We start from the raw sequence: 21,130 nt of genomic DNA, 5'->3' as shown, positions 1-21,130 counted from the left end.
GACTTGCGCTCAGTCAATGCGTGCGCCAGAGCGTTGAATGATGGGCGCCCATTTGGTTGACTCATCTTGAATCAACTTGGCGAACTGCTCAGGCGTGCCGCCGATGGCTTCGAGTCCTGCCGCTTTGAGGCGCTCTTTGACGGCGGGATCTTGCAAGGCTGCGTTGAGTGCACTGTTGATGCGGTCCACCACGGCACGCGGGGTGCCAGCGGCGACTAACACGCCGTTCCAAGCCAAAGCTTCAAAGCCTTTCAGTTCGGGCAAGCCACTCTCGGCCACCGTGGGCACATCGGGCAGCAAGGCGTAACGCTGCGCACTGGTGACCGCCAAATACTTCAAACGACCTTGTCTGACTTGGGGTGCGATGACCGTGGGAACGGAGGCAATCAAGTGGGTCTCGCCCGACAAGGTAGAGAGCACCGCAGGTGGGCTCCCGTTGAACGGAATGTGAACCGTGAAGGTGTTCGTGACCGCCTTGATGTATTCCATCGTCAGGTGCGACGAGCTGCCATTGCCCACCGATGCAAAGTTGTATTTGCCCGGAGAGTCCTTCAGCAGTCCGACCAACTCCCGCATGTTGTTGGCAGGCAGTTGCACGTTGGCGGCAATGACATTGGGTTGCGAGGTGGTGATCATGACCGCCTGCAAGTCTTTCAAAGGCTGATAAGGCAGTTTGGGGTAAAGGTAGGGCGCAAACGACAAAGGCCCGTTGTACGACATGACCCAGGTGTAGCCATCGGCCGCTGACTTGGCCACTTCGTTGGTGCCCACGGTGCCACCGGCTTGAGGTTTGTTTTCGACCACCACCGCTTGCCCCAAATTGTCTTTGAGGCGGTCTTGCATGGCGCGTGCGATCACATCCAATGATGAGCCTGCAGGCGCCACCACCACCCAACGGATGGGTTTGGTGGGGAAGCTTTGTGCGTTGGCTGTGAGTGACGCTGTCGCCAAACCTAGACCTAAGCCCAGCCCCAGATAGACATTGGCACCGATGCGTCGGATGTGGGGCCACGACGCTTGAATCTTGCGATGGACAGCGATGTGGGTGGCGCCTGTGGTTTGCGTTTGAATGTGGGGCATGTGAAGGCTTTCGAGGCTTAGGTGGCTGAGTTGGCTCAGGCTTTGTCGGCAGCCGAGGTGAACGAGTCGGCGTAAAACTCATCGGCGGGCAACCCTGCTGCGGTGTAGTCGGCACGCGCCGAGTCCACCACGATGGGCGCACCACACGCGTAGACCTGATAGCCGCTGAGGTCAGGGGTATCTTGCAACACGGCTTGGTGCACAAAGCCGGTACGGCCGCTCCAGTTGTCTTCAGGCAAGGCATTGGAGATGACGGGCACGTAAGTCAAATTGGGCATGTTGGCCAATTGGGCTTGCACCCAGTCGTTCAAATACAAGTCTTCAGGACGGCGGCCACCCCAGTACAGGGTGACAGGGCGTGTGATGCCTTTGAATTGCATGTGCTCCAAGATGGCCTTGATCGGGGCAAAGCCCGTGCCCGAAGCCAAGAACACCAAAGGTTTGTCTGAGTCTTCACGCAAGAAGAAGGTGCCTTGCGGACCTTCGATGCGTTGAATTTCTTTTTCTTTCATGGCACCAAACACATGGTCGGTGAACTTGCCGCCGGGCATGTGGCGGATGTGCAATTCAATCGCGGGGCTGCCCGCGACCAAGGTGTGTGGCGCATTGCCCATCGAGTAGCTGCGGCGATCGCCGTCGCGCAACAAAAAGTCGATGTACTGACCGGCGTGAAACTTCATCACGTCGTTGGCGGGCAGTTGGAGTTTGACGATCATCACGTCGTGCGAGGCTTTCTCCAGAGAGATCACGCGCACCGGCATCTTCTTGATGGGAAACGCGCCTTCTTCCACCACTTGGCGCGACTCCAGCACCACATCGCTGTGGGCGGTAGCGCAGCAGGTGAGCACAAAGCCGTTGGCGGCTTCTTCAGCGCTCAGGGCTTTTTCTTGGTGCTTGCCATGGGTCACATCGCCCGAAATCTTTTTGCATTTGCAAGAACCGCAGGCGCCGTCTTTGCAGCCATAGGGCAGGCCAATGCCTTGGCGCATGCCTGCGGCGAGCAAGGTTTCGTCAGACGTTGATGTGAAAGTGCGGCCACTGGGCTGGACCGTAATGTTGAAACTCATCTTTGGGTATCCTTGAACTTTTATAGGCTGTATTTTGCCCTCCAACCAATCCCCTCTTGGCGCTTTGCCTGCCCGATTTCGACGTGAACGCTTACTGATCATCGGTTGTGGTGATGTGGGCGTGCGTGTGGTGCGCGCCCAGCGCCATGTGCGCGTGCTGGCGCTGACTTCTAATGCTGCGCGTCTGACTGAATTGCGAGCCTTGGGTGTCACCCCTCTGCTGGGTGATTTAGACCAGCTTGCCACCTTGAAACGCTTGGCGGGCTTGGCCACCCGAGTCATTCACTTAGCGCCACCGCCTTTGCGCGGCAGCACCGATCCGCGCACCCAAGCAATCACCCGTGCCCTCAGCGTGCGCACGCCGCCGCGCAGCTGGGTGTATGGCTCCACCAGCGGCGTGTTTGGCGATTGCGCGGGTGCTTGGGTGAGCGACAGCCGCCCTGTGAACCCCGCCACGCCGCGTGCCATGCGCCGTGTGGACGCAGAGGCGCGGCAGCGCCACTATGCGCGTTTGCGGGGCAACGCGGTGCGTATGAGCGTGTTGCGTATTCCGGGCATTTATGCGCCGGATCGTGAAGGCGGCACGCCCCGCGAGCGCCTTTTACGCGGTGCGCCGGTGTTGAACCGCGCAGACGATGTGTTCACCAACCACATTCACGCCGACGATTTGGCCCGTGCGTGCCAGCTGGCGCTGTGGCGCGGCAAAACGCAGCGCGCTTACAACGTGAGCGACGACAGCAGCTTGTTGATGGGCGATTACTTTGACATGGCTGCAGGTTTGTACTGTTTGCCTAAACCGCCGCGCATCAGCCGTGCGCAAGCGGAGTTTGACGTGCCTGCGATGCAGCTGAGTTTCATGAGCGAGTCACGCCGCCTGGAGAACACCCGCATGAAGCGCGAGCTGCGGTTGCAGCTGCGCTATGTGGATGTGACGGCGGGCTTGACCAGCTCGCCAACCATCAATCGAACTTGATGTTGCCGGCCTTGATGGCCTTGGCCCAGCTGACGGTGTCGCGCTCCAGCAGTTTGGTGGTGTTGTCAGGGGTGAGGTAGCGAATTTCAATGCCCGCCTGGTCGGCGCGTTGCTTGGTCTCAGGCAACTCCATGCCGCGTTTGACTTCGGCTGAGAGTTTTTGCACCACTTCTTTGGGCGTGCCGCTGGCGACGTACAAAGCCACCCACGACTCCAACTCAAAACCCGTCAAACCCGCTTCGGACGCGGTGGGTACTTGTGGCAATTGGGGATGGCGAATCTTGCCTGTGACGGCCAAGGCTTTGAGCTTGCCGTTGAGCACATGGCCCATCACCGATGGTGGTGTGGTGATGAACACTTGCACTTGGCCGGCCAGCACATCTTGAATGGCTTGGCCCGAACCTTTGTAAGGCACATGCGTCATCTCAATGCCGGTTTGCTGCTTGAAAATTTCGGTGCCAATGTGCGACACAGAGCCGTTGCCTTGTGACGCGTAATTGAGCTTGCCCGGGTTTTGTTTGGCCCACGCGATGAACTCTTTGAGCGTGTTGGCAGGCACGGAGGGGTGGACTGCAATGACGTTGGTGGCAACCGTGACCAAGCCCACGGGCGTGAGGTCTTTGAGCTCCCAAGGCAGTTTGTCCATCAGGATGGGGTTGGCGATGTGGTAGCCCGAATACGACACCAGCACCGTGTGGCCGTCTTTGGGGCTGCGTGCAACGAGGGAGTAAGCCAAATTGCCACTGCCACCGGGTTTGTTATCGACCACCACAGATTGACCAATGAAGCGGCCTAAAGACTCGCTGACCAAGCGAGCCGAGGTGTCGACCAAGCCACCGGGCGGGTTGGGCACGACCAAGGTGATGGGCTTGCTGGGGTAGGCATCGGCTTGCGCCCAAACGGTTGACGACGCTAGGCTAGCCAGTGCGGCTAAGGCTGCCAACGTGATGTGGAGTTGACGACGGTTGAACAGGTTCATGTTGTGGTTCCTTTGAATTTTGTTGGTTTTAGCGTTGGCCAATACGCACGGTACCAAAAATGGTTTGCGCTTCGCGCGGCATGCTGCGCCAATATTGTGGGCTAGCTTGCACGGTGCCTTGAAGCGCCGCTGCGGCTTCCCACATCCAGCGGGGTTTATACAAAAAGCTGCGGGCCAAAGCGACCAGATCAGCGTCACCGCGTGCCAAGATGTCTTCGGCCTGTTGGGGTTCAGTGATCAAGCCCACAGCGATGGTGGGCAGTTGGGCTTTTTGTTTCACCAACTTGGCGAAAGGCACTTGGTACTCGGGGCCAATCGCGATCTTTTGCTGCGACGACACGCCGCCTGAGGAAATGTGCACGAAGTCTGCGCCGGCGAGTTTCAAGCGCAACGAGAAGTCGGCGGTTTCTTCGGGTGTCCAACCGCCTTCGACCCAATCGGTCGCGGACAAACGCATGCCCAAAGCGCCTTTGTAAACCGCGCGCACGGCTTCAAAAACTTCCATGGGAAATCGCGTGCGGCCGTCAAAGTTGCCGCCGTAGCCGTCGGTGCGCACGTTGGACAGGGGGGACAAAAACTGGTGCAACAAATAGCCATGAGCGCCGTGCAACTCAATGGCTTCAATGCCCATGGCGTCGGCGCGTTCGGCGGCTTTGACGAAGGCCTGTTTGATGTCTTCCAAACCTTGGGCGTCGATGGCTTCAGGCGGTGTTTCTTGCGCCAAATGCGGCAACGCGGAAGGCGCTTCGGGGTGCCAGCCGCCGTTCGCATCGTCGACCAATTGACCCCCTTGCCAAGGGGCGGCGCTGGAGGCTTTGCGACCTGCGTGTGCGAGCTGGATGCACACGGGGACTTGCGGCGCGAGTTTGCGTGCGCGTTGCAGGGTGTCGTTCAGTGCAGCGGCTGTGGCATCGTCCCACAAGCCAAGGCAATAGGGCGTGATGCGGCCGCGTGCGGTGACAGCGGTGGCTTCGATGATGAACAGGGCTGCGCCGCTGTTGAGCAGGTTGCCCCAATGCATCAGGTGCCAGTCGGTGGCTTGACCGTTGTCGGCCGAGTATTGGCACATGGGGGCCACGACGCCGCGGTTGGCCAAGGTCAAAGGGCCGCGCGGTGAGGTGAGGGTGAATTCAGAAAAGAGGTGGCTCAAGAGAACTCCAAAAACAAAAATGCCTGCGGATGAGGCAGGCATGGATCGTAAATCGTTGCTTGTGTTTCAGTTGGCAACTGCGCGACAAAGACACGCGGGATGGGTTTCAGAGGAAACCCTCGTCGTCCTCGTCGGCTTCCAGATCCTCCAGACTGATGGCATTCTCGACCTTCGTGCTTTTTGAGGTCTTTGCATCCACTTCAATGTCGGTCAGCCGTGAATTCAGGTTATTCACCGTGTTTTTGATACCCGCTAAACGGCTGCGAAATACGGCGCGTGCTTCTTCTTGCTGGATCTTTTTGAGTTCGGCCGCTGATGGCACGGCTTGCGCAATCACAGGCGCAGTGGGCACAGCTGCTTGAGTTTCAGGGGATGGCGCTGCGGGAGCCTCTCGTGGGGTGTCAGTGGCTGGCGCGCTGTCGCTGGTTGGAAACGAGACGGTGGCCCGTTCAACCGCGGTCGATGGCAACACTTCAAGATGGTCTTCGACGCGATCGATCGGCACCTCTTGTTGGTTCAACCCGGGCAGCGGGTTTTCTGGCGCGGCTTGGCGGTTGTCGATGACGCCTTCTTTGTCGAGCGCTTGCACGTTGTCCACGATGGCCGCATTGCCCAGTGCTTGGACGTTGTCTGTCTCATGGACGGTTGCCAAAGCTTGGCGGTTGTCTGACTCAACGGCCGTGTCGATGGCGATGTGGTTGACTGGCGTGCTGGGTGTTGGGTCTAAGGCTTGGCGATTGTCCGTCGCGTTGTCATTGGAAATGACTTGCACATTCTCAGACACCTCGTCTTTGGGAATGCTTTGACGGTTGTCAACAGCGGCATCAACGTCGATTTGCTGAACGTTGTTCGCGACTTGGTCAACCGCTATGTTTTGCACATTGGGTGAAGTCGCAGAGTCTTCGGCAACCACCACTTTATTTTCAGTGCTGGCCGACACTTCAATAGCTTGCGTGTTGTCATCGATGTGATCGACCGGAATGCTTTGCACATTGGGCGCTGCAGCCTGCTCTGTGGCGATGCCTTGGCGGTTGTCGATGACGCTTTCTTTGTCGAGCGTTTGCACGTTGTCTGCAATTTTGTCGACAGGAATGCTTTGTACGTTCGGCGCTGCGGCTTGCTCGGTGGCAATGCCCTGTCGATTCTCTGATGTGGTCGACGTTTCTAGGGTCTGATGGTTGTCTTGCGTTTTGTCAACCGCGATGTTTTGAACATTGGCGGAGGATGCGCCATCGACGGTCAGCGTTTGACGATTTTCTGTGTCGGTGGATGTCTCGACGTGTTGAACGTTGTCGACCATCTGATCGACAGACACTTGTTGCACGTTGGACGCCACCGCGTTGCCATTGGTGACCGATTGAATGTTGGCTGGCAGCTTGTCGATAGGAACGTTTTGCACATTGGGCGATGCGGCATCGTTCTCTGTCACGAGTTGAACGTTGGGCTCAACCTCTGCGTCATTCTTGAGCGTGACGATCGTCTCTTTGGCAGACAAAGCTTCTTGGAGTGCGAGCTCAAACTTGCTGAGTGGTACTTCTTCTTCAGCTAATTTGGCTGTCTTAAGCGCTGAGGCCTGAGCTTCAAGCTCAGCTTTTTTCCTTGCTGAATCGACATCAGCCAATGAATTGACAATATTTTTTGGGGTTTTTGCGTTGCCTGTGCGTTCAGAGACTTGAACGGAATGCCTTGCACCGCTTCTGACAATGTTGGCGTACTCTTCGTCTTGCATAAATTCGAAGTCAAGTTGTCAGATGAAGTTATTAACCAGTGGTGCCCGGGGCCGGAATCGAACCGGCACGCCTTGCGGCGGGGGATTTTGAGTCCCCTGCGTCTACCAATTTCACCACCCGGGCACTGGAATCAACAGCCAATATTATGGCACATTTATGGCATGACTGAACAGATTTTTTACCAAACCATTGAAGCTGCCATCGGAAAAACGCCTCTGGTGTCTTTGCAGCGTATTCATGCTGCTGAAAATGCCAAGCGTGGCAACGTGATTCTTGGCAAGTTAGAGGGCAACAACCCGGCAGGTTCGGTCAAAGACCGTCCCGCTTTGTCGATGATTCAACGGGCACAAGAGCGTGGGGAAATCAAGCCTGGCGACACCTTGATTGAAGCCACCTCCGGCAACACCGGCATCGCTTTGGCCATGGCTGCGGCCATCAAGGGTTACCGCATGGTGCTGATCATGCCGGAGGACTTGTCGATTGAGCGCGCTCAGACGATGAAGGCTTTTGGCGCTGAATTGATCCTGACGCCCAAAAGCGGTGGCATGGAGTACGCCCGTGATTTGGCGGAACGTATGGAAAAAGAAGGCAAAGGTCGCATGCTCGACCAATTCGCCAACTTGGACAACCCGCGCATCCATTACGAAACCACGGGCCCTGAGATTTGGAACGACACCCACGGGCGCGTGACCCATTTTGTGAGTGCCATGGGCACCACGGGCACGATCACGGGCGTGTCGCGTTATTTGAAAGAAAAAAATCCAGCGGTGCGCATCATTGGCGCGCAACCCAGCGAAGGCTCGCGCATTCCTGGCATCCGCAAATGGCCTGAGGCTTATTTGCCCAAAATCTACGATGCCAAAAACGTCGATGAATTGGTCTACGTCAGCCAAGACGACGCCGAAGACATGTGCCGTCGCTTGGCGCGCGAAGAGGGCATTTTTGCGGGCATCTCTGCAGCCGGTGCTTGCTGGGTGGCCTTGCAAATTGCACAACAGGTTGAAAACGCCACGATTGCTTTCATCGTGTGCGACCGTGGTGACCGTTACTTGTCTACTGGAGTGTTTCCCGCATGAGTCAATTCCGTTTTTGCCCCAGCTGTGCCACCCCGTTGGCCTTGATCGAACGTGAAGAAGATGGCGGCATGGTGCAGCGCTTGCGTTGCACAGCTTGCGATTGGACGCACTGGAACAACCCCACACCCGTGCTCGCAGGCATCGTGCAATACCGAGGCCAAATTTTGTTGGCGCGCAATGCCGCTTGGCCAGGGCGTCGCTTTGCGTTGATCACGGGGTTCATGGAGGCGGGTGAGACGCCCGAAGGTGGCATCACCCGTGAAATTGCTGAAGAAACTAATTTGCAGGTCAGCGCGTTGAAGCTCATCGGTGTGTACGATTTTCAGCGTATGAACCAAGTCATCATTGCCTACCATGCGGTGGCCGATGGCGACATCCAGCTCTCGCCTGAGCTCGCTGAGTACAAGCTGTACAACCCTGCTGACGTGATTTGTTGGCCCGCCGGCACGGGTTACGCCATGGCCGATTGGCAGCGCATCCAAGGCATTGAGCCGCGCTTCATGGAATGGGCGCAGCGTGAGGCAAAAGGCTTAGACTGACACCATGCACATTGACCAAGAAATCGACACACGCGGTTTGAACTGCCCCTTGCCTATTCTGAAAGCCAAAAAAGCACTCACGGCGATGGAGAGCGGGCAGATTTTGAAAGTGGTGTCCACCGACACAGGCTCGGTGCGTGACTTTGCGGCCTTCGCCAAGCAAACGGGCAACGAGCTGTTGTCGCAAACCACCGAAGGCAACGACTTTGTGCATGTGTTGAAGCGCCGCTGATCCGCTTCAACAAGCGCTGAGGCCTTCGCTTTCGTGGGCTTTAGGCGAAAGTACAGCGTCTCAGTCGTTCAGCTTTAATCGAGTTTGAACTCTTTCAAGTAAGCGCGAAATTCGGCGCCCACTTCTGGGTGCTCCAAGGCCAGTTCGACAGACGCTTGCAAAAAGCCTTGTTTGCTGCCGCAGTCGTAACGCTTGCCTTCGTACGAGAAGGCCAACACTTTTTCTGTGGCCAACAAACCGGCAATGCCATCGGTGAGTTGAATCTCGCCTTGCACACCACGCCCGCCCGCACGGATGCGGTCGAACACAGCAGGCGTCAAGATGTAACGGCCCGCCACGGTGGTGCGTGAGGGCGCCACGTCAGCCTTGGGTTTCTCCACCATCTGCTGAATGTCGATCAAGCCGTTGCCCAAGTCTTTGCCCGCCACCACGCCGTAACGGTGGACGTGCTCAAGTGGCACTTCTTGCACGGCCAACACCGACGATTGGGTGCGCGCAAACACCTCGGCCATTTGCTTTAAGACGCCTGGTCCACCCGCTTTGCCGCGCATCAAATCGTCGGCCAGCAGGACGGCAAAAGGCTCGTCTCCTACCAAATGCTCGGCACACAACACCGCATGCCCCAAGCCCAACGCGCGAGCTTGGCGCACGTACACGCATTGCATGTCATCGGGCTGCACGCCACGCACGATGTCGAGCAAGGCTTGTTTGCCTGCGGCTTCCAATTCAGTCTCTAACTCATAGGCCATGTCGAAGTGGTCTTCGATCGCGCGTTTGCTGCGGCCTGTGACAAAAATCATTTCACGAATACCCGCCTCGTAGGCCTCTTCCACCGCGTATTGGATGAGTGGCTTGTCCACCACCGTCAGCATTTCTTTGGGGCTGGCTTTGGTGGCGGGCAAGAAGCGTGTGCCCATGCCGGCGACGGGGAACACGGCTTTGGTGAGAGGTTTATTCATATGTGTGATGGTGATTGTTTTGCCAAGCTTAACGCTGCTTTATTCCCCCAGCTTGACAAGCTGCTCTTGCACTTTGGCCAAGGTGGCGGCGAAGTCGGCCACGCGTTTTTTGGTTTCTTCGATCACGGCAGGGGGTGCTTTGGCCACAAAAGCTTCGTTGCCCAACTTCGCACCGGCCTTGGTGATCTCGTTTTGCAAGCGGTCCACTTCCTTGCCCAAGCGAATTTTTTCAGCGGCAACGTCCACCTCGATGAACAAACACACACGCAACTCACCCACCACAGCCACGGGCGCGGCTTGTGCAGCCGCCGACCATGCGGCTTCGTCGTCAAACACTTTGACTTCACTCAATTTGGCCAGGGCTTGCAACACGGGGGCTGCGCTTTGCATGAACGCGTGTTCTTCTGCGTTGCCCGCTAACGCAAATAAGGGCATGCGGTTGGCGGGTGAGACGTTCATCTCACCGCGCAAATTGCGGCACGCGTCGACCAAGGACTTGAGGCGGGCCACATGGGCTTCTGCCGCCTCGTCGATGCGTTCGGGCTGGCTCACGGGGTAGGCGGCGATGCTGACCGACTCACCCGGACGACCGGCCACCACCGACACTTTTTGCCAGAGTTCTTCGGTGATGAACGGGATGATTGGGTGGGCCAGACGCATGATGGTCTCGAGCGTGCGAATCAGGGTGCGGCGCGTCGCGCGTTTTTCAGCGTCGGTGCCGGTGTTGATCTGCACTTTGGCGATTTCGAGGTACCAGTCGCAGAACTCGTTCCACACGAAGTTGTAAATTGTGTTGGCCACGTTGTCGAGGCGGTACTCGGCAAAGCCTTTGGCCACGTCGGCTTCGACGCGTTGCAGCTGCGAGCTGATCCAGCGGTCGGCTTGGCTGAATGACAGGTAGCCGTGCACGGGTCCTGCTGGCGTGGCTTGGCCGCTGGCATCGACGCCGGGTGCCGCACATTCGGCCTTGGTGTGCTCTTTCAGTCCGCAGTCCTGGCCTTCGCAGTTCATCAGCACAAAGCGGGTGGCGTTCCACAGCTTGTTGCAGAAGTTGCGGTAGCCCTCGCAGCGCTTGCTGTCGAAGTTGATGCTGCGCCCCAAGCTGGCGAGAGCTGCAAAAGTGAAGCGCAGGGCATCCGCACCGTAGGCCGGGATGCCTTCTGGGAATTCTTTTTCGGTTTGCTTGCGGACTTTGGGCGCTGTCTCGGGCTTTCGCAAACCTTGGGTGCGTTTGTCGAGCAGTGGCTCCAAGGTGATGCCGTCGATCAGGTCGACCGGGTCGAGCACGTTGCCTTCGGACTTGCTCATCTTCTTGCCTTGTGCGTCGAGCACCAGACCGTGGATGTAGACGTGTTTGAAGGGCACTTTGCCGGTGAAGTGGGTGGTCATCATGATCATCCGGGCGACCCAGAAGAAGATGATGTCGTAGCCGGTCACCAATACGCTGCTGGGGAGGTACAGGTCGTAGTCGGTTTGTTGGCTTTCACTGGCTCCGAGGTCGTGGCCACCGGAGACGGTCTTGCTCCTCTTCGCTTCGCTCAGAATGTCGCTGCGCCCATCCCCGTTGCCCACGCCCTCAGGGCCAGCGGCCCAGCCTAGCGTAGAGAAGGGGACCAAGGCGCTGGAGTACCAAGTGTCCAGCACGTCTTCGTCGCGCTTGAGCGTTTTACCGGGTGCCTTGGCCTGAGCTTCCGCTTCGTCGCGGGCCACGTACACCTTGCCGTCTTCGTCGTACCAAGCCGGAATCTGGTGGCCCCACCACAGCTGGCGTGAGATGCACCAGTCTTGGATGTTGTTCATCCACTGGTTGTAGGTGTTGACCCAGTTCTCGGGCACAAAGCTCACTTCGCCAGATTGCACCGCGTCGATGGCTTTTTGGGCGATGCTCTTGCCCGTGGCGTCGCCTTGACCCACTTGGTTCATCGCGACAAACCATTGGTCGGTCAGCATGGGCTCGATCACCTGGCCGGTGCGGGCGCAGCGGGGCACCATGAGTTTGTGTTTCTTCACTTCCACCAAATAGCCTGCGGCTTCGAGGTCGGCCACCACGGCTTTGCGGGCCACAAAACGGTCCAGGCCCCGGTATTTTTCGGGCGCGTTGGTGTTGATGGTCGCGTCGAGGTTGAGCACGCAAATCATGTCCAGCTTATGGCGCTGGCCGACTTGGTAGTCGTTGGTGTCGTGCGCAGGCGTGACCTTGACCACGCCGGTGCCAAAAGCTTTGTCCACGTAGTCGTCGGCGATCACGGGGATGGTGCGGTCGCACAAAGGCAGATTCACCTGCTTGCCGATGAGGTGTTTGTAGCGTTCGTCTTCGGGGTGCACCATCACGGCCACGTCGCCCAGCAGGGTTTCGGGGCGGGTGGTGGCGACTGTCAAGCTCCCAGAACCCTTAGCCGCAAGGCTGCCATCCGGGTCCACAAGGTCATAGCGGATGTGCCACATCGAGCCGTCTTCTTCCTCGCTCTCGACCTCGAGGTCAGACACCGCGCTCATCAGCACCGGGTCCCAGTTGACCAGGCGCTTGCCACGGTAGATCAGGCCTTGCTCATACAACTGCACAAAAGTTTCTGTCACGGTTTTGGAAAGCTTGGGGTCCATCGTGAAGTACTCGCGGCTCCAGTCCACGCTGTCGCCCATGCGGCGCATCTGGCTGGTGATGGTGCTGCCCGATTCTTCTTTCCATTCCCAGACCTTGCTCACAAAGTTCTTGCGCGCTTCGGCTGGGCTGGTGCCCATGTCGTGGCGGCTGATGCCTTTGGCTTGCAGCTGGCGCTCCACCACGATTTGCGTGGCAATGCCCGCGTGGTCGGTGCCCGGAATCCATGCGGTGTTGAAGCCCGACATGCGGTGGTAGCGGGTCAACGAGTCCATGATGGTTTGGTTGAACGCATGGCCCATGTGCAGCGTGCCGGTCACGTTGGGCGGCGGCAACTGGATGGCGAATGCGGGTGCATCTGCCGTTGGAGCACCGGTGCCTCTGAAACCCGCCACGCCGTAACCGCGTTTTTCCCATTCGGGGCCCCAATGGGCTTCGAGGGCGGCGGGCTCGAACGATTTGGACAGGCTTTCAAGGCCGGGTTGTTCGAGGGGGAGGACTGGCGTGTTGCTCATGGGGCGGGCTTTAGACAAAAGAAAAACGGCAAGCACCAAGGCTGCCGTTGTGGCCGAAATCGGAGATACCTCATTTTACCTAGGGTGACTCGTGATGACTTTCAGCGCTGGACCTCACGCGCATGACACAAGATTGGGTAAAAATGAGTTCCTTGGTTTTCAATTTTAAGTGGGTGATGTCCTATGAAGAGTTCAATGATTTCGCGTCTGATCTGGGCCTTGCCGATCGCCTGTATTGCGCCTTTGACATGGGCCAGCAACCAAACCCTGGTGTTTTGCTCCGAAGGCAATCCAGAGTTTTTGAAGCCCAGCCTGAACACCAACACCACCTCGTTTGATGTGACCGAGCAAATCTTTGACAAGCTGGTCACGTTTGAGCCCGGCGGTACGCAGGTGATTCCTGCCTTGGCCACACGCTGGACGGTGTCGCCCAACGGTTTGGAATACACCTTTCACCTGCGTCGCGGTGTGAAGTGGCAGTCGAATGCGCTGTTCACGCCGCGCCGAGATTTCAATGCCGATGACGTGCTTTTTACCTTTGAGCGCCAGTGGAAGCGTGATCACCCCTTCTATACGGTGACCAGCGCCAAACACGTGTATTTCAACGATGTGGGCATGCCCGAAGTTTTGGCCTCGTTGCAAAAGTTGGACGACCACACGGTCAAATTCACCTTGAAACAACCCGATGCGCCATTTGTGGCGAACATGGCCATGAGTTGGGCGGGCATTGAGTCAGCCGAATACGCCCGGGCGATGCGCCAAGCTGGAACCCCCGAAAAAATAGACCAAGCCCCCCTGGGAACCGGTCCTTTTCAGTTGCTGCGGTTTGAAAAAGATGTTGCTTTGACCTATGAAGCCTTTGCCAAACACTGGGCCGGCAGGGCCAAGCTGGACCGTTTGGTGTTTGACATCACGCCCGACGCGGGCCAACGTTGGGCGAAGCTGCAATCGGGGGCTTGTCACGTCATGGCTTATCCCAACCCAGCCGATTTGCCGAGCATGCGTGACGATCCGCGCATGGCGGTGATGAACCAAACGGGTTTGAACGTGGGTTACGTTGCTTACAACTTGCTCAAAAAACCGTTCACCGATGTGCGCGTGCGGCGGGCGTTGAACATGGCCATCAACAAGCGACGCATCTTGCGTGTGATCTACAAAAACACAGCGGTGCCGGCGATCAACCCAATCCCGCCCATGGTCTGGTCGTACAACCGAGAGGTCGAGGACGATGTGTTCGATCCTGTGGCGGCTAAGAAGTTGCTAGTCGAGGCGGGCTACCCCGCCGGGTTTTCAACCACCTTGTGGGCCATGCCCGTGCAACGCCCCTACATGCCTGACGCCATGGGCGTGGCCAAACTGGTTCAAGAAGACTTGGCGCAGGTGGGCGTGACCGTGAAGATTGACAGCCCCGATTGGGTGAATTACGTGAGTGGCATGCAGGCCGGCGAGCACGACATGGGCATTTTGGGCTGGACCGGTGACAACGGCGACCCTGATAATTTTTTAAACACCTTATTGGGTTGCACCTCACTCAAAGGCCACAACGTGGCCAAGTTTTGTTTCGCGCCCTATGACGACTTGGTCAAAAAAGCAAAGGTCTCGTCGGAGCTCGATGAGCGTGCGCGCTTGTACCACCGTGCGCAGGCCATCTTCAAGTCGCAAGCGCCGTGGTTCACCTTGGCGCATACCGTTCAGTTCAAGGTCTTGCGTGCCGAGGTGCAGGGCTTTGTGCTCAGCCCCTCAGGTCGCCACAGCTTTGATGGGGTCTCCCTGAAACCCTAAACTATGTGTTTTGAAACTCATCCGGCGTTTGGCCGGGAAAGACACACATGGCAGCACTCCAAGGTCGGCGATCCGCCAAAGGCCATTCACACAAGGCACGCAACGTGAGGGTGGATTGAGCATGTTGTTTGTACTCTCTCCCGCCAAAGCCCTTGACTACGACACACCTGCCGGTGATGTGCCCCACACGCAACCCTTGTTTGTGAAGCAATCGGCCGAGTTGATCGACATCCTTAAAGAAAAATCGCCGCAAGACATTGCCAGCTTGATGCACCTGAGCGATGCGCTGTCGGCCTTGAATGTGGCGCGTTACCAAGCGTGGCGTCCCAAATTTACAGCCCAAAATGCCAAGCAAGCGGTGCTGGCCTTCAACGGCGATGTGTACGAAGGCTTGGATGCCAAAAGCCTTGCGCCTGCTGACTTGGCGTGGGCACAAGACCACGTTGCTATCCTCAGTGGTTTGTATGGCGTGCTGCGGCCACTTGATTGGATGCAGCCCTACCGTCTCGAGATGGGCACGGCGTTGGCCAACGACAAAGGCGGCAATCTCTACAAATTTTGGGGTTCCCAAATTGCTGAATATTTGAACGTGCATTTGAAAGAACAAGCCTCAGCGCAAGCTGACAGCGCACAGCCTGTCCTCGTCAACTTGGCCTCCCAAGAGTATTTCAAATCGGTGGATCGCAAAGCCCTCCAAGCCCGTGTCATTGAGTGTGTGTTTGAAGATTTCAAAGGCGGCAAATACAAAATCATCAGCTTCAACGCCAAGCGTGCGCGTGGCTTGATGGCCCGTTATGCGGTCATGCATCGCATCACCACGCCAAAGGGCTTGCAGGGCTTTGGCGCAGAGGGCTACGCCTTTGATGCGGCTGCATCTGAGCCCGACCGACTTGTGTTTCGCAGAAAGCTCGCCGCATGAACGTCCCTGAACAATCGCAGCTGGGCAAGACCTCGGCCTATCTGGACCACTACGACGCGTCTGTGCTGTTCCCGATTCCGCGCCAAACTAAGCGCGATGAGATTGGCGTCACAGGCCAGCCGCCATTCTTGGGTGCTGATTTGTGGACGGCCTTTGAGCTGAGTTGGCTCAATTTGCGTGGCAAACCCCAAGTGGCCTTGGCACGCATCACCGTGCCTGCCGAGTCCACACACATTGTGGAGAGCAAGTCGTTCAAGCTCTACCTCAACAGTTTCAACAATACCCGCCTCGTAGATGCGGCAGAGGTGCAAACCCGCATGCGTCAAGACCTGAGCGCAGCGGTGTGGCACGGCGGGCCGATGATGGCCGGTGTGGGCGTGCAGCTGGTGCTGCCCGAGCAGTTTGACCGTGAGCCCGTGCATGAGTTGGACGGCCTCAGTCTCGATCGTTTGGACTTGGATTGCGATATTTACCAACCGACGCCGTCACTGTTGAGCACCACATCGGGTGAAGCGCCCGTGACCGAAACCCTCACCAGCAACTTGCTGAAAAGCAATTGTTTGGTCACGGGGCAGCCGGATTGGGGCAGTGTGCGCATCAAATACAGCGGCCCACAAATTGACCAAGCGGGGCTGTTGCGTTACATCGTGAGTTTTCGCAATCACAACGAGTTTCACGAGCAATGCGTGGAGCGCATCTTCATGGACATTTGGCAGCAGTGCCAACCTTCGCGCTTAGAGGTGTATGCCCGTTACACCCGACGTGGCGGCTTGGACATCAACCCTTGGCGCACCAGCCACCCGCAGGCCGTGCCATCGAACGTAAGGACGGCGCGGCAATAACACCACGGTGCGCCTCAGCCGTTCACCACATCGATCAATTGAAAGTTCGTGTTCACTTTCATGGCCTCTTCAAAGCGCCATGTGAAGTGGTTGGTCACACGTTGTAACAAACGCTTGGGCACGCCGTATTGCGTGGGCACGCTATAGCTTGCTTGAAACGTGGGGCACCCTTGCCCGTCGGTGAATGCCGTGAATTGCAGAGGTTGGACCTTCGCGCCTGCGGCGTCTGCCAAGGTCTGGACCTCCGTCAGTGTCACGCCGTCTCTCGCTTGCGCCCTGGCCATCAACACCAAGCTGTTGTTCGCGGCATCGATGGCGGTGTAGAGCGGATAGGCCAGACCAAAGCCGTGCATGGAATAAATCTCACCGGATTCGGCGTCTAACTCTGACAGGATCCCTTGCGTGCGGTAAAAGCTGAGCAGCACGGCAGGGGTGATGTCGGCAGGTTTGTAAAACGATTTTTTGGTGTCAGCAAACCGGCTGCGTGTTTCTTCCAAAATTTCAATGATGTGCATGGCCATCATGGGGGCTTCCGTGTAATGCACTTTGAAATGCTTAAGCACCAAGTTCAGCACCTTCAACACATCTTCAAACACAGGAATTCGAATGTTGATCTCCCGAATGGCGGTTTGCACCGGTGCCGTGCGGTAGTCGATGTCTGGCTTGCGCATGACATAGGGCATCAACTCCCGCTGATCGGCCAAGACTTGCTTCAGGGGCACGTTGAAGAAGTAGTGCATCAGACCCCGTTCGCTGCTGACACGGTTGAAGAAATCGGTCAGGATTTCTTCCTGCTTGGCATGACCACCATATTTTTTGACAAGTTCATGCATCCATGGTCCATCACTTCATGGGCTTGATGGCCCAAATGCTGTCGCGCTGTAAGTCCCGCACAGCCATCTTGCAATATTGCCGTTTGCCGGGGCTGTCGATGCGGTCACATTCATAGGGGTTGATCGAGGTGATGGCGCGGCATTGCGTGATGCCATCGCGCGTTGAAATTTGATCGCACACCACCGGGTTGACCATCGCGACCGCCGTGCACAGGTAGCGCGCATCTTTGGTGGGTTTGAACTCGCACTCACGAATGCTTTCGCATGCTCCCCACAGGGGCATCACCATAAGCATTGCCGCGGCTGTGCTGCGTCTTAACCGTGGGCGTTGAATGGAAAACTTCATTTAATTGAGCGTATTGCATGTTTCGCCATCCTTGATCTAAAACAAACAACCTGTCATGGTGGATGACAAAAATGTAATCCGCGAGAGTGTTCAACCGAGGGGCAAGGTGATCTCAAAGCCAACGGACGGGTTAGCAGCTTTGCGCAGTTGAATCGTGCCCCCGTGTGCTTTCACAATTTCGCGGCACAAACTCAGCCCTAAGCCAGAGCCAGTGGCGCTGCTGCTGGATTGATCGCTGGTTTCTCGGTGACGGTAAAAGCGGTCAAATACACGCTCATCCATGCCCGAATTCAACGAAAGGTGCGTGGTGTTGTGAATAGAAAACTGCAAGCTCTGGCCGTCGGTGTGGGCGGATACCTTGATCCAGCCCTGAGGCACGTTGTATTTGACGGCGTTGTTGAATAAGTTGCTCAATAAAAGGTCGATCAGCGCTTCGTCGCAATTGAGCTGAATCTTTGGGGAGATGCTACACGTCACCTCCAAGGTTTCACTGTCAATGGTCAGGGCATCCACTTTTTGCCCAAGCCTGTCGCTGAAGTTCATCTGCGCAGGGTTCTTCAACAGTTCACCTGCGTCAGCGCGTGCCAATAACAAGAGTTTGTCCGTGATGCTGATGAGGCGCTCTACCTCGTCACCGACCAAAGCGAGCTGGATTTGCTGCGCAGAGTTGTCTTCGGCTTGTTGAAGTAATCGGTCGATATGGCCGCGAACGATGGTCAGTGGCGTTCGAAGTTCATGTGAGACGTCGCTGGAGAATCGGGCCGCTTGTTCGTAGCTTTTGCGCAGGCGGTCAATCAGCGCGTTGAAGTAGTGAATGAATTCTGCGAATTCTTTGTAGTTGCTGCGGGAGCTGATCTGGTCGTCGCGTCGGTGAATTTGAATTTTTGCAAATGATTTTTGAAGTTCGTTGACTGGGTAGAACGAGGTGTAACTGATCAAAAATGAACACAAGACAGCGAACGCCAAGACGATGGGTAATATTTTTTGAGTGGTGGCATCACGAATCGCCAATACCTCTTCCAAAGACCGCTCTAGGGCTTGGCGTTGCACAGCGATATAAAGCTGATGGCCGCCATTCAGGACTGGGGTGCGTAAGACGCTCCAGACTTGCCCTTCGGACGTGACGTAGCTGGACGCCACAGGGTGTTTTTCACTCTGTTTGCGCAATGGTTGCCACTGAAGGTCCCCTTGCTGATAGTTCGCGTCATCCAGGCTGACGCGCAGTTCACCGGGTTTCAAGTCATCGATGGTTTTGGACAAGTTGCGCAGCATGAGGCCGACATCTAGCGCAAGCCCTGCTTCCTCGATTTCTCTGGCCGCGTGGTGGGCTAAGGTTTCGTTGAAGTAATTCAGCAAAAGGTCGTCGGCAAAATACCGGACAGAAATGCGAGCGCCGCCTAGAAAAAGCGCTACTCCCAACAGCGTCATTAAAAATACATGCACGTGGAATGAGCGTTTCATGGTGCCTCAATGTTTTTTCAATCGATAGCCCACACCACGAATGGTTTCAATAGGAAATACGTCATCGCAGCTTGAGTTTGGGCCCGTCAGCTTTTTGCGCAAACGCTGTATGCACACGTCCACCACATTGGTGCCTGGGTCAAAGTCCACGTTCCAAACTCGGTTGAGAATTTTCTGGCGGGTGAAGATTTGTCCTGGCGAGAGCATCAAGCACTCCAGCAGCACAAACTCGCGTTGTGTCAGCGTGGCACTGCGCCCCCCCCATGTTGCGATGCGTGAGAAACGGTCGAGCGTCAGGCCTTGGTGGTGGATGGTTTTTTCCAATTGGCCTGATGTGCGGTTGATCAGGGTCTTCAACCGAATGATCAACTCTTCAATGAAGAACGGTTTGGGCAAGTAATCGTCGGCCCCTAGTTCAAACGCCGTCAACCGGTCGTTGAGTTCGGTGCGTGCCGTCAAAATGACGATGGGGGTGGTCAAACCATGGCGGCGAATCTCGCTGAGTACCTTGAAGCCGTCCATCAAAGGCAGGCTCACGTCGAGCACGATCGCATCGAAGGGTTGAATCAAGGCGGTGTTCAGCCCTCTGAAACCATCGACTTCGTGGTGCGTGATGAAACCTGCGGCGTTAAAGCCTGACATCACAAAATCGGCAATTTTTTGCTCGTCTTCAACCATCAACACATGCATGCTGTCATTGTGACGCGGTACAACTTGAAGTTGTCAAAATTACAAATTTGTAATCAATCTTCGAAGAGGGATTCGGTTTGTGGTTGTGGCGCCACGTTTTGCACCTGCATGCCCTGAGCCAGCCATTCGTCTTTGCGCATCAGCGAGCCGACGCGCACGCCCAACAAGCGCAAACGGCGAGTCAAGTCGACGCGTTTCAGCAGTTGGCCCGCGGTGTGTCGAATCGGGGTTGCCAAATCGAGATAGGCGTCCACGGTGTGGTCGCGTGTGACGCTTTGAAAGTTGTCGTAGCGCAGTTTGATGCCGATGGTTTTGCCTACATAGCCTTTGCGCTGCAAGTCGGCCGCCACTTGTTCGCAGAGTTGGGTGAAGATAGCGCTGAGCGCTTCCCGGTCGCGCACGGCGTGCAGGTCTCGCTCAAAGGTGGTTTCTCGGCTCAGGCTGACGGGCTCGCTGCTGGTTTCTACGGGCCGGTTGTCTTGGCCGTGGGCGGCATCGTGCAGCCATGCGCCGTAACTTTTGCCGAAGTTTTCCATCAACCAGAAACGTTCACGGTTGGCCAAATCGCCGATGGTGTGTATGCCTTGAGCTGCCAGTTTGGCCTCGGCTTTGGGGCCAATGCCATTGACTTTGCGGCAGGGCAGGGGCCAGATCAGGGTTTGCAAGTCGTCGGCTTGAACGATGGAAATGCCGTTGGGCTTGTTGAACTCGCTCGCCATCTTGGCCAGCAGTTTGTTGGGGGCGACGCCCACAGAGCAGGTGAGGCCCGTATCGTCAAAAATGGCTTTTTGAATCAATCGGGCCAGCACGCGGCCACCTTCGCGTTGCCCGCCCGGGACATCGGTGAAGTCGATGTAGACCTCGTCCACACCTCGGTTCTCCATCACTGGCGCAATGTCGGTGATGATGGCTTTGAAGCGTTGCGAGTAATGGCGGTATTGTTCAAAGTCCACCGGCAAAAGTATGGCGTCTGGGCACAACTTCGCTGCTTTCATGACGCCCATGGCCGAGCCCACGCCGAATTGGCGAGCGGCGTAGGTGGCGGTGGTGACCACGCCGCGACCGGAGTAGCTTGTTAGGCGGGGGAAAAAATCAAGGGGAATCTCAGCCAAATTCTCGGCAGACCAAGCTTGGTCGGGGTAGGCCAGTCGCAGGCGGCCTAGCAAGTCGTCTTCGCGCCGGCGAGAGCCGCCAATCACCACGGGCAAGCCTTTGAGCTGGGGGTAGCGCAGCAGCTCGACGGAAGCATAGAAAGCATCCATATCGAGGTGCGCAATGCGACGCACAAGAGGGGTAGCGGGTGTAGAAAGACTCACAACCGCCAAGCATAATCGCTGTCACTTTTAACCACTGGAGAC

19 protein-coding genes and 1 tRNA gene are annotated in these 21,130 nt (G+C 56.8%); 7 read left to right on the top strand and 13 right to left on the bottom strand.

Annotated features, from left to right (window positions below; translation table 11 throughout):
- Positions 1–9: 9 nt before the first annotated feature.
- Positions 10–1,080, bottom strand: coding sequence for a tripartite tricarboxylate transporter substrate binding protein (locus B9Z42_RS01145; RefSeq protein WP_100131498.1), 1,071 nt, complete (start codon positions 1,078–1,080; stop codon positions 10–12).
- 35 nt (positions 1,081–1,115) lie between these two features.
- Complete coding sequence (locus B9Z42_RS01140) at positions 1,116–2,147, bottom strand: CDP-6-deoxy-delta-3,4-glucoseen reductase (RefSeq protein WP_100131497.1); 1,032 nt, start codon at positions 2,145–2,147, stop codon at positions 1,116–1,118.
- Between the two features lie 34 nt (positions 2,148–2,181).
- On the opposite strand from B9Z42_RS01140, the gene B9Z42_RS01135 reads away from it, so the two are divergent.
- On the top strand, positions 2,182–3,120 hold the full coding sequence (locus B9Z42_RS01135) for an NAD-dependent epimerase/dehydratase family protein (protein ID WP_100131496.1): 939 nt from the start codon (positions 2,182–2,184) through the stop codon (positions 3,118–3,120).
- Here B9Z42_RS01135 and B9Z42_RS01130 read toward each other — a convergent pair.
- The 4 genes from B9Z42_RS01130 to B9Z42_RS01115 all read right to left on the bottom strand — a co-directional run bounded on the left by B9Z42_RS01130 (position 3,107) and on the right by B9Z42_RS01115 (position 7,102).
- Positions 3,107–4,099: a tripartite tricarboxylate transporter substrate binding protein gene (locus tag B9Z42_RS01130; protein WP_100131802.1), complete on the bottom strand. Its 993-nt coding sequence runs from the start codon at positions 4,097–4,099 to the stop codon at positions 3,107–3,109. The genes B9Z42_RS01135 and B9Z42_RS01130 overlap by 14 nt on opposite strands.
- 28 nt (positions 4,100–4,127) lie before the next feature.
- Positions 4,128–5,249: an NADH:flavin oxidoreductase/NADH oxidase gene (locus tag B9Z42_RS01125; protein ID WP_100131801.1), complete on the bottom strand. Its 1,122-nt coding sequence runs from the start codon at positions 5,247–5,249 to the stop codon at positions 4,128–4,130.
- A 106-nt stretch (positions 5,250–5,355) separates the two neighbouring features.
- Positions 5,356–6,744 carry a hypothetical protein gene (locus B9Z42_RS01120; RefSeq protein ID WP_158235882.1) on the bottom strand — a complete coding sequence of 463 codons (1,389 nt, stop codon included), beginning with the start codon at positions 6,742–6,744 and terminating at the stop codon, positions 5,356–5,358.
- Positions 6,745–7,017: 273 nt separating this feature from the next.
- Positions 7,018–7,102, bottom strand: a tRNA-Leu gene (locus B9Z42_RS01115).
- Between the two features lie 50 nt (positions 7,103–7,152).
- Here B9Z42_RS01115 and cysM point away from each other — a divergent pair.
- Genes cysM through B9Z42_RS01100 form a run of 3 tightly spaced genes read left to right on the top strand, consistent with a single transcriptional unit; the run spans position 7,153 to position 8,826 of the window.
- On the top strand, positions 7,153–8,055 hold the full coding sequence (cysM, locus tag B9Z42_RS01110) for a cysteine synthase CysM (protein WP_100131800.1): 903 nt from the start codon (positions 7,153–7,155) through the stop codon (positions 8,053–8,055).
- Positions 8,052–8,594: an NUDIX domain-containing protein gene (locus tag B9Z42_RS01105; RefSeq protein WP_100131494.1), complete on the top strand. Its 543-nt coding sequence runs from the start codon at positions 8,052–8,054 to the stop codon at positions 8,592–8,594. The genes cysM and B9Z42_RS01105 overlap by 4 nt, the downstream gene beginning before the upstream one ends.
- A 4-nt stretch (positions 8,595–8,598) precedes the next feature.
- Complete coding sequence (locus tag B9Z42_RS01100; protein WP_100131493.1) at positions 8,599–8,826, top strand: sulfurtransferase TusA family protein; 228 nt, start codon at positions 8,599–8,601, stop codon at positions 8,824–8,826.
- A 74-nt stretch (positions 8,827–8,900) separates the two neighbouring features.
- On the opposite strand, the gene galU is transcribed toward B9Z42_RS01100, so the two are convergent.
- Positions 8,901–9,785, bottom strand: a complete 885-nt coding sequence (gene galU, locus B9Z42_RS01095; RefSeq protein WP_100131492.1) for a UTP--glucose-1-phosphate uridylyltransferase GalU — start codon at positions 9,783–9,785, stop codon at positions 8,901–8,903.
- 39 nt (positions 9,786–9,824) lie between these two features.
- Complete coding sequence (locus B9Z42_RS01090; RefSeq protein WP_100131491.1) at positions 9,825–12,899, bottom strand: valine--tRNA ligase; 3,075 nt, start codon at positions 12,897–12,899, stop codon at positions 9,825–9,827.
- Positions 12,900–13,094: 195 nt separating this feature from the next.
- Between B9Z42_RS01090 and B9Z42_RS01085 the strand changes: the two genes are divergently transcribed.
- From B9Z42_RS01085 to queF, 3 genes are all read left to right on the top strand, one after another.
- Positions 13,095–14,681, top strand: a complete 1,587-nt coding sequence (locus B9Z42_RS01085; RefSeq protein ID WP_100131490.1) for an ABC transporter substrate-binding protein — start codon at positions 13,095–13,097, stop codon at positions 14,679–14,681.
- A gap of 121 nt (positions 14,682–14,802) precedes the next feature.
- Positions 14,803–15,600, top strand: a complete 798-nt coding sequence (yaaA, locus tag B9Z42_RS01080) for a peroxide stress protein YaaA (RefSeq protein WP_100131489.1) — start codon at positions 14,803–14,805, stop codon at positions 15,598–15,600.
- Positions 15,597–16,442 carry an NADPH-dependent 7-cyano-7-deazaguanine reductase QueF gene (queF, locus tag B9Z42_RS01075; protein WP_100131488.1) on the top strand — a complete coding sequence of 282 codons (846 nt, stop codon included), beginning with the start codon at positions 15,597–15,599 and terminating at the stop codon, positions 16,440–16,442. The genes yaaA and queF overlap by 4 nt, the downstream gene beginning before the upstream one ends.
- Before the next feature lie 14 nt (positions 16,443–16,456).
- Here the strand turns inward: queF and B9Z42_RS01070 are convergent, their stop codons facing one another.
- The 5 genes from B9Z42_RS01070 to dinB form a co-directional block, all read right to left on the bottom strand.
- The gene (locus B9Z42_RS01070; RefSeq protein WP_100131487.1) at positions 16,457–17,275 is read right to left on the bottom strand and encodes a hypothetical protein; all 819 of its coding nucleotides are present in this window, start codon (positions 17,273–17,275) and stop codon (positions 16,457–16,459) included.
- A 10-nt stretch (positions 17,276–17,285) separates the two neighbouring features.
- The gene (locus B9Z42_RS01065; RefSeq protein WP_143474015.1) at positions 17,286–17,621 is read right to left on the bottom strand and encodes a hypothetical protein; all 336 of its coding nucleotides are present in this window, start codon (positions 17,619–17,621) and stop codon (positions 17,286–17,288) included.
- Positions 17,622–17,711: 90 nt separating this feature from the next.
- Entirely contained in the window at positions 17,712–19,082 is a 1,371-nt protein-coding gene (locus tag B9Z42_RS01060; protein ID WP_100131485.1) for a sensor histidine kinase KdpD, read from the bottom strand.
- Between the two features lie 6 nt (positions 19,083–19,088).
- A complete protein-coding gene (locus B9Z42_RS01055; RefSeq protein WP_100131484.1) occupies positions 19,089–19,772 on the bottom strand; it encodes a response regulator transcription factor in 684 nt (227 codons plus the stop codon).
- A gap of 53 nt (positions 19,773–19,825) precedes the next feature.
- On the bottom strand, positions 19,826–21,034 hold the full coding sequence (gene dinB, locus B9Z42_RS01050; RefSeq protein WP_100131483.1) for a DNA polymerase IV: 1,209 nt from the start codon (positions 21,032–21,034) through the stop codon (positions 19,826–19,828).
- Positions 21,035–21,130: the final 96 nt, after the last annotated feature.

Source organism: Limnohabitans sp. B9-3, assembly GCF_002778325.1.
Lineage (GTDB): Bacteria > Pseudomonadota > Gammaproteobacteria > Burkholderiales > Burkholderiaceae_C > Limnohabitans > Limnohabitans kasalickyi.
The sequence above is the reverse complement of the archived record's forward strand: the minus strand, read 5'-3'. Positions and strand labels throughout refer to the sequence as shown.

Excerpts from the sequence above, each read along its gene's own strand:
- B9Z42_RS01145 (WP_100131498.1), bottom strand. The coding sequence starts at position 1,080 with ATGCCCCACATTCAAACGCAAACCACAGGCGCCACCCACATCGCTGTC.
- B9Z42_RS01140 (WP_100131497.1), bottom strand. The coding sequence starts at position 2,147 with ATGAGTTTCAACATTACGGTCCAGCCCAGTGGCCGCACTTTCACATCA.
- B9Z42_RS01130 (WP_100131802.1), bottom strand. The coding sequence starts at position 4,099 with ATGAACCTGTTCAACCGTCGTCAACTCCACATCACGTTGGCAGCCTTA.
- B9Z42_RS01105 (WP_100131494.1), top strand. The coding sequence starts at position 8,052 with ATGAGTCAATTCCGTTTTTGCCCCAGCTGTGCCACCCCGTTGGCCTTG.
- B9Z42_RS01100 (WP_100131493.1), top strand. The coding sequence starts at position 8,599 with ATGCACATTGACCAAGAAATCGACACACGCGGTTTGAACTGCCCCTTG.
- galU (WP_100131492.1), bottom strand. The coding sequence starts at position 9,785 with ATGAATAAACCTCTCACCAAAGCCGTGTTCCCCGTCGCCGGCATGGGC.
- B9Z42_RS01090 (WP_100131491.1), bottom strand. The coding sequence starts at position 12,899 with ATGAGCAACACGCCAGTCCTCCCCCTCGAACAACCCGGCCTTGAAAGC.
- B9Z42_RS01085 (WP_100131490.1), top strand. The coding sequence starts at position 13,095 with ATGATTTCGCGTCTGATCTGGGCCTTGCCGATCGCCTGTATTGCGCCT.
- yaaA (WP_100131489.1), top strand. The coding sequence starts at position 14,803 with ATGTTGTTTGTACTCTCTCCCGCCAAAGCCCTTGACTACGACACACCT.
- queF (WP_100131488.1), top strand. The coding sequence starts at position 15,597 with ATGAACGTCCCTGAACAATCGCAGCTGGGCAAGACCTCGGCCTATCTG.
- B9Z42_RS01070 (WP_100131487.1), bottom strand. The coding sequence starts at position 17,275 with ATGCATGAACTTGTCAAAAAATATGGTGGTCATGCCAAGCAGGAAGAA.
- B9Z42_RS01065 (WP_143474015.1), bottom strand. The coding sequence starts at position 17,621 with ATGAAGTTTTCCATTCAACGCCCACGGTTAAGACGCAGCACAGCCGCG.
- B9Z42_RS01060 (WP_100131485.1), bottom strand. The coding sequence starts at position 19,082 with ATGAAACGCTCATTCCACGTGCATGTATTTTTAATGACGCTGTTGGGA.
- B9Z42_RS01055 (WP_100131484.1), bottom strand. The coding sequence starts at position 19,772 with ATGCATGTGTTGATGGTTGAAGACGAGCAAAAAATTGCCGATTTTGTG.
- dinB (WP_100131483.1), bottom strand. The coding sequence starts at position 21,034 with ATGGATGCTTTCTATGCTTCCGTCGAGCTGCTGCGCTACCCCCAGCTC.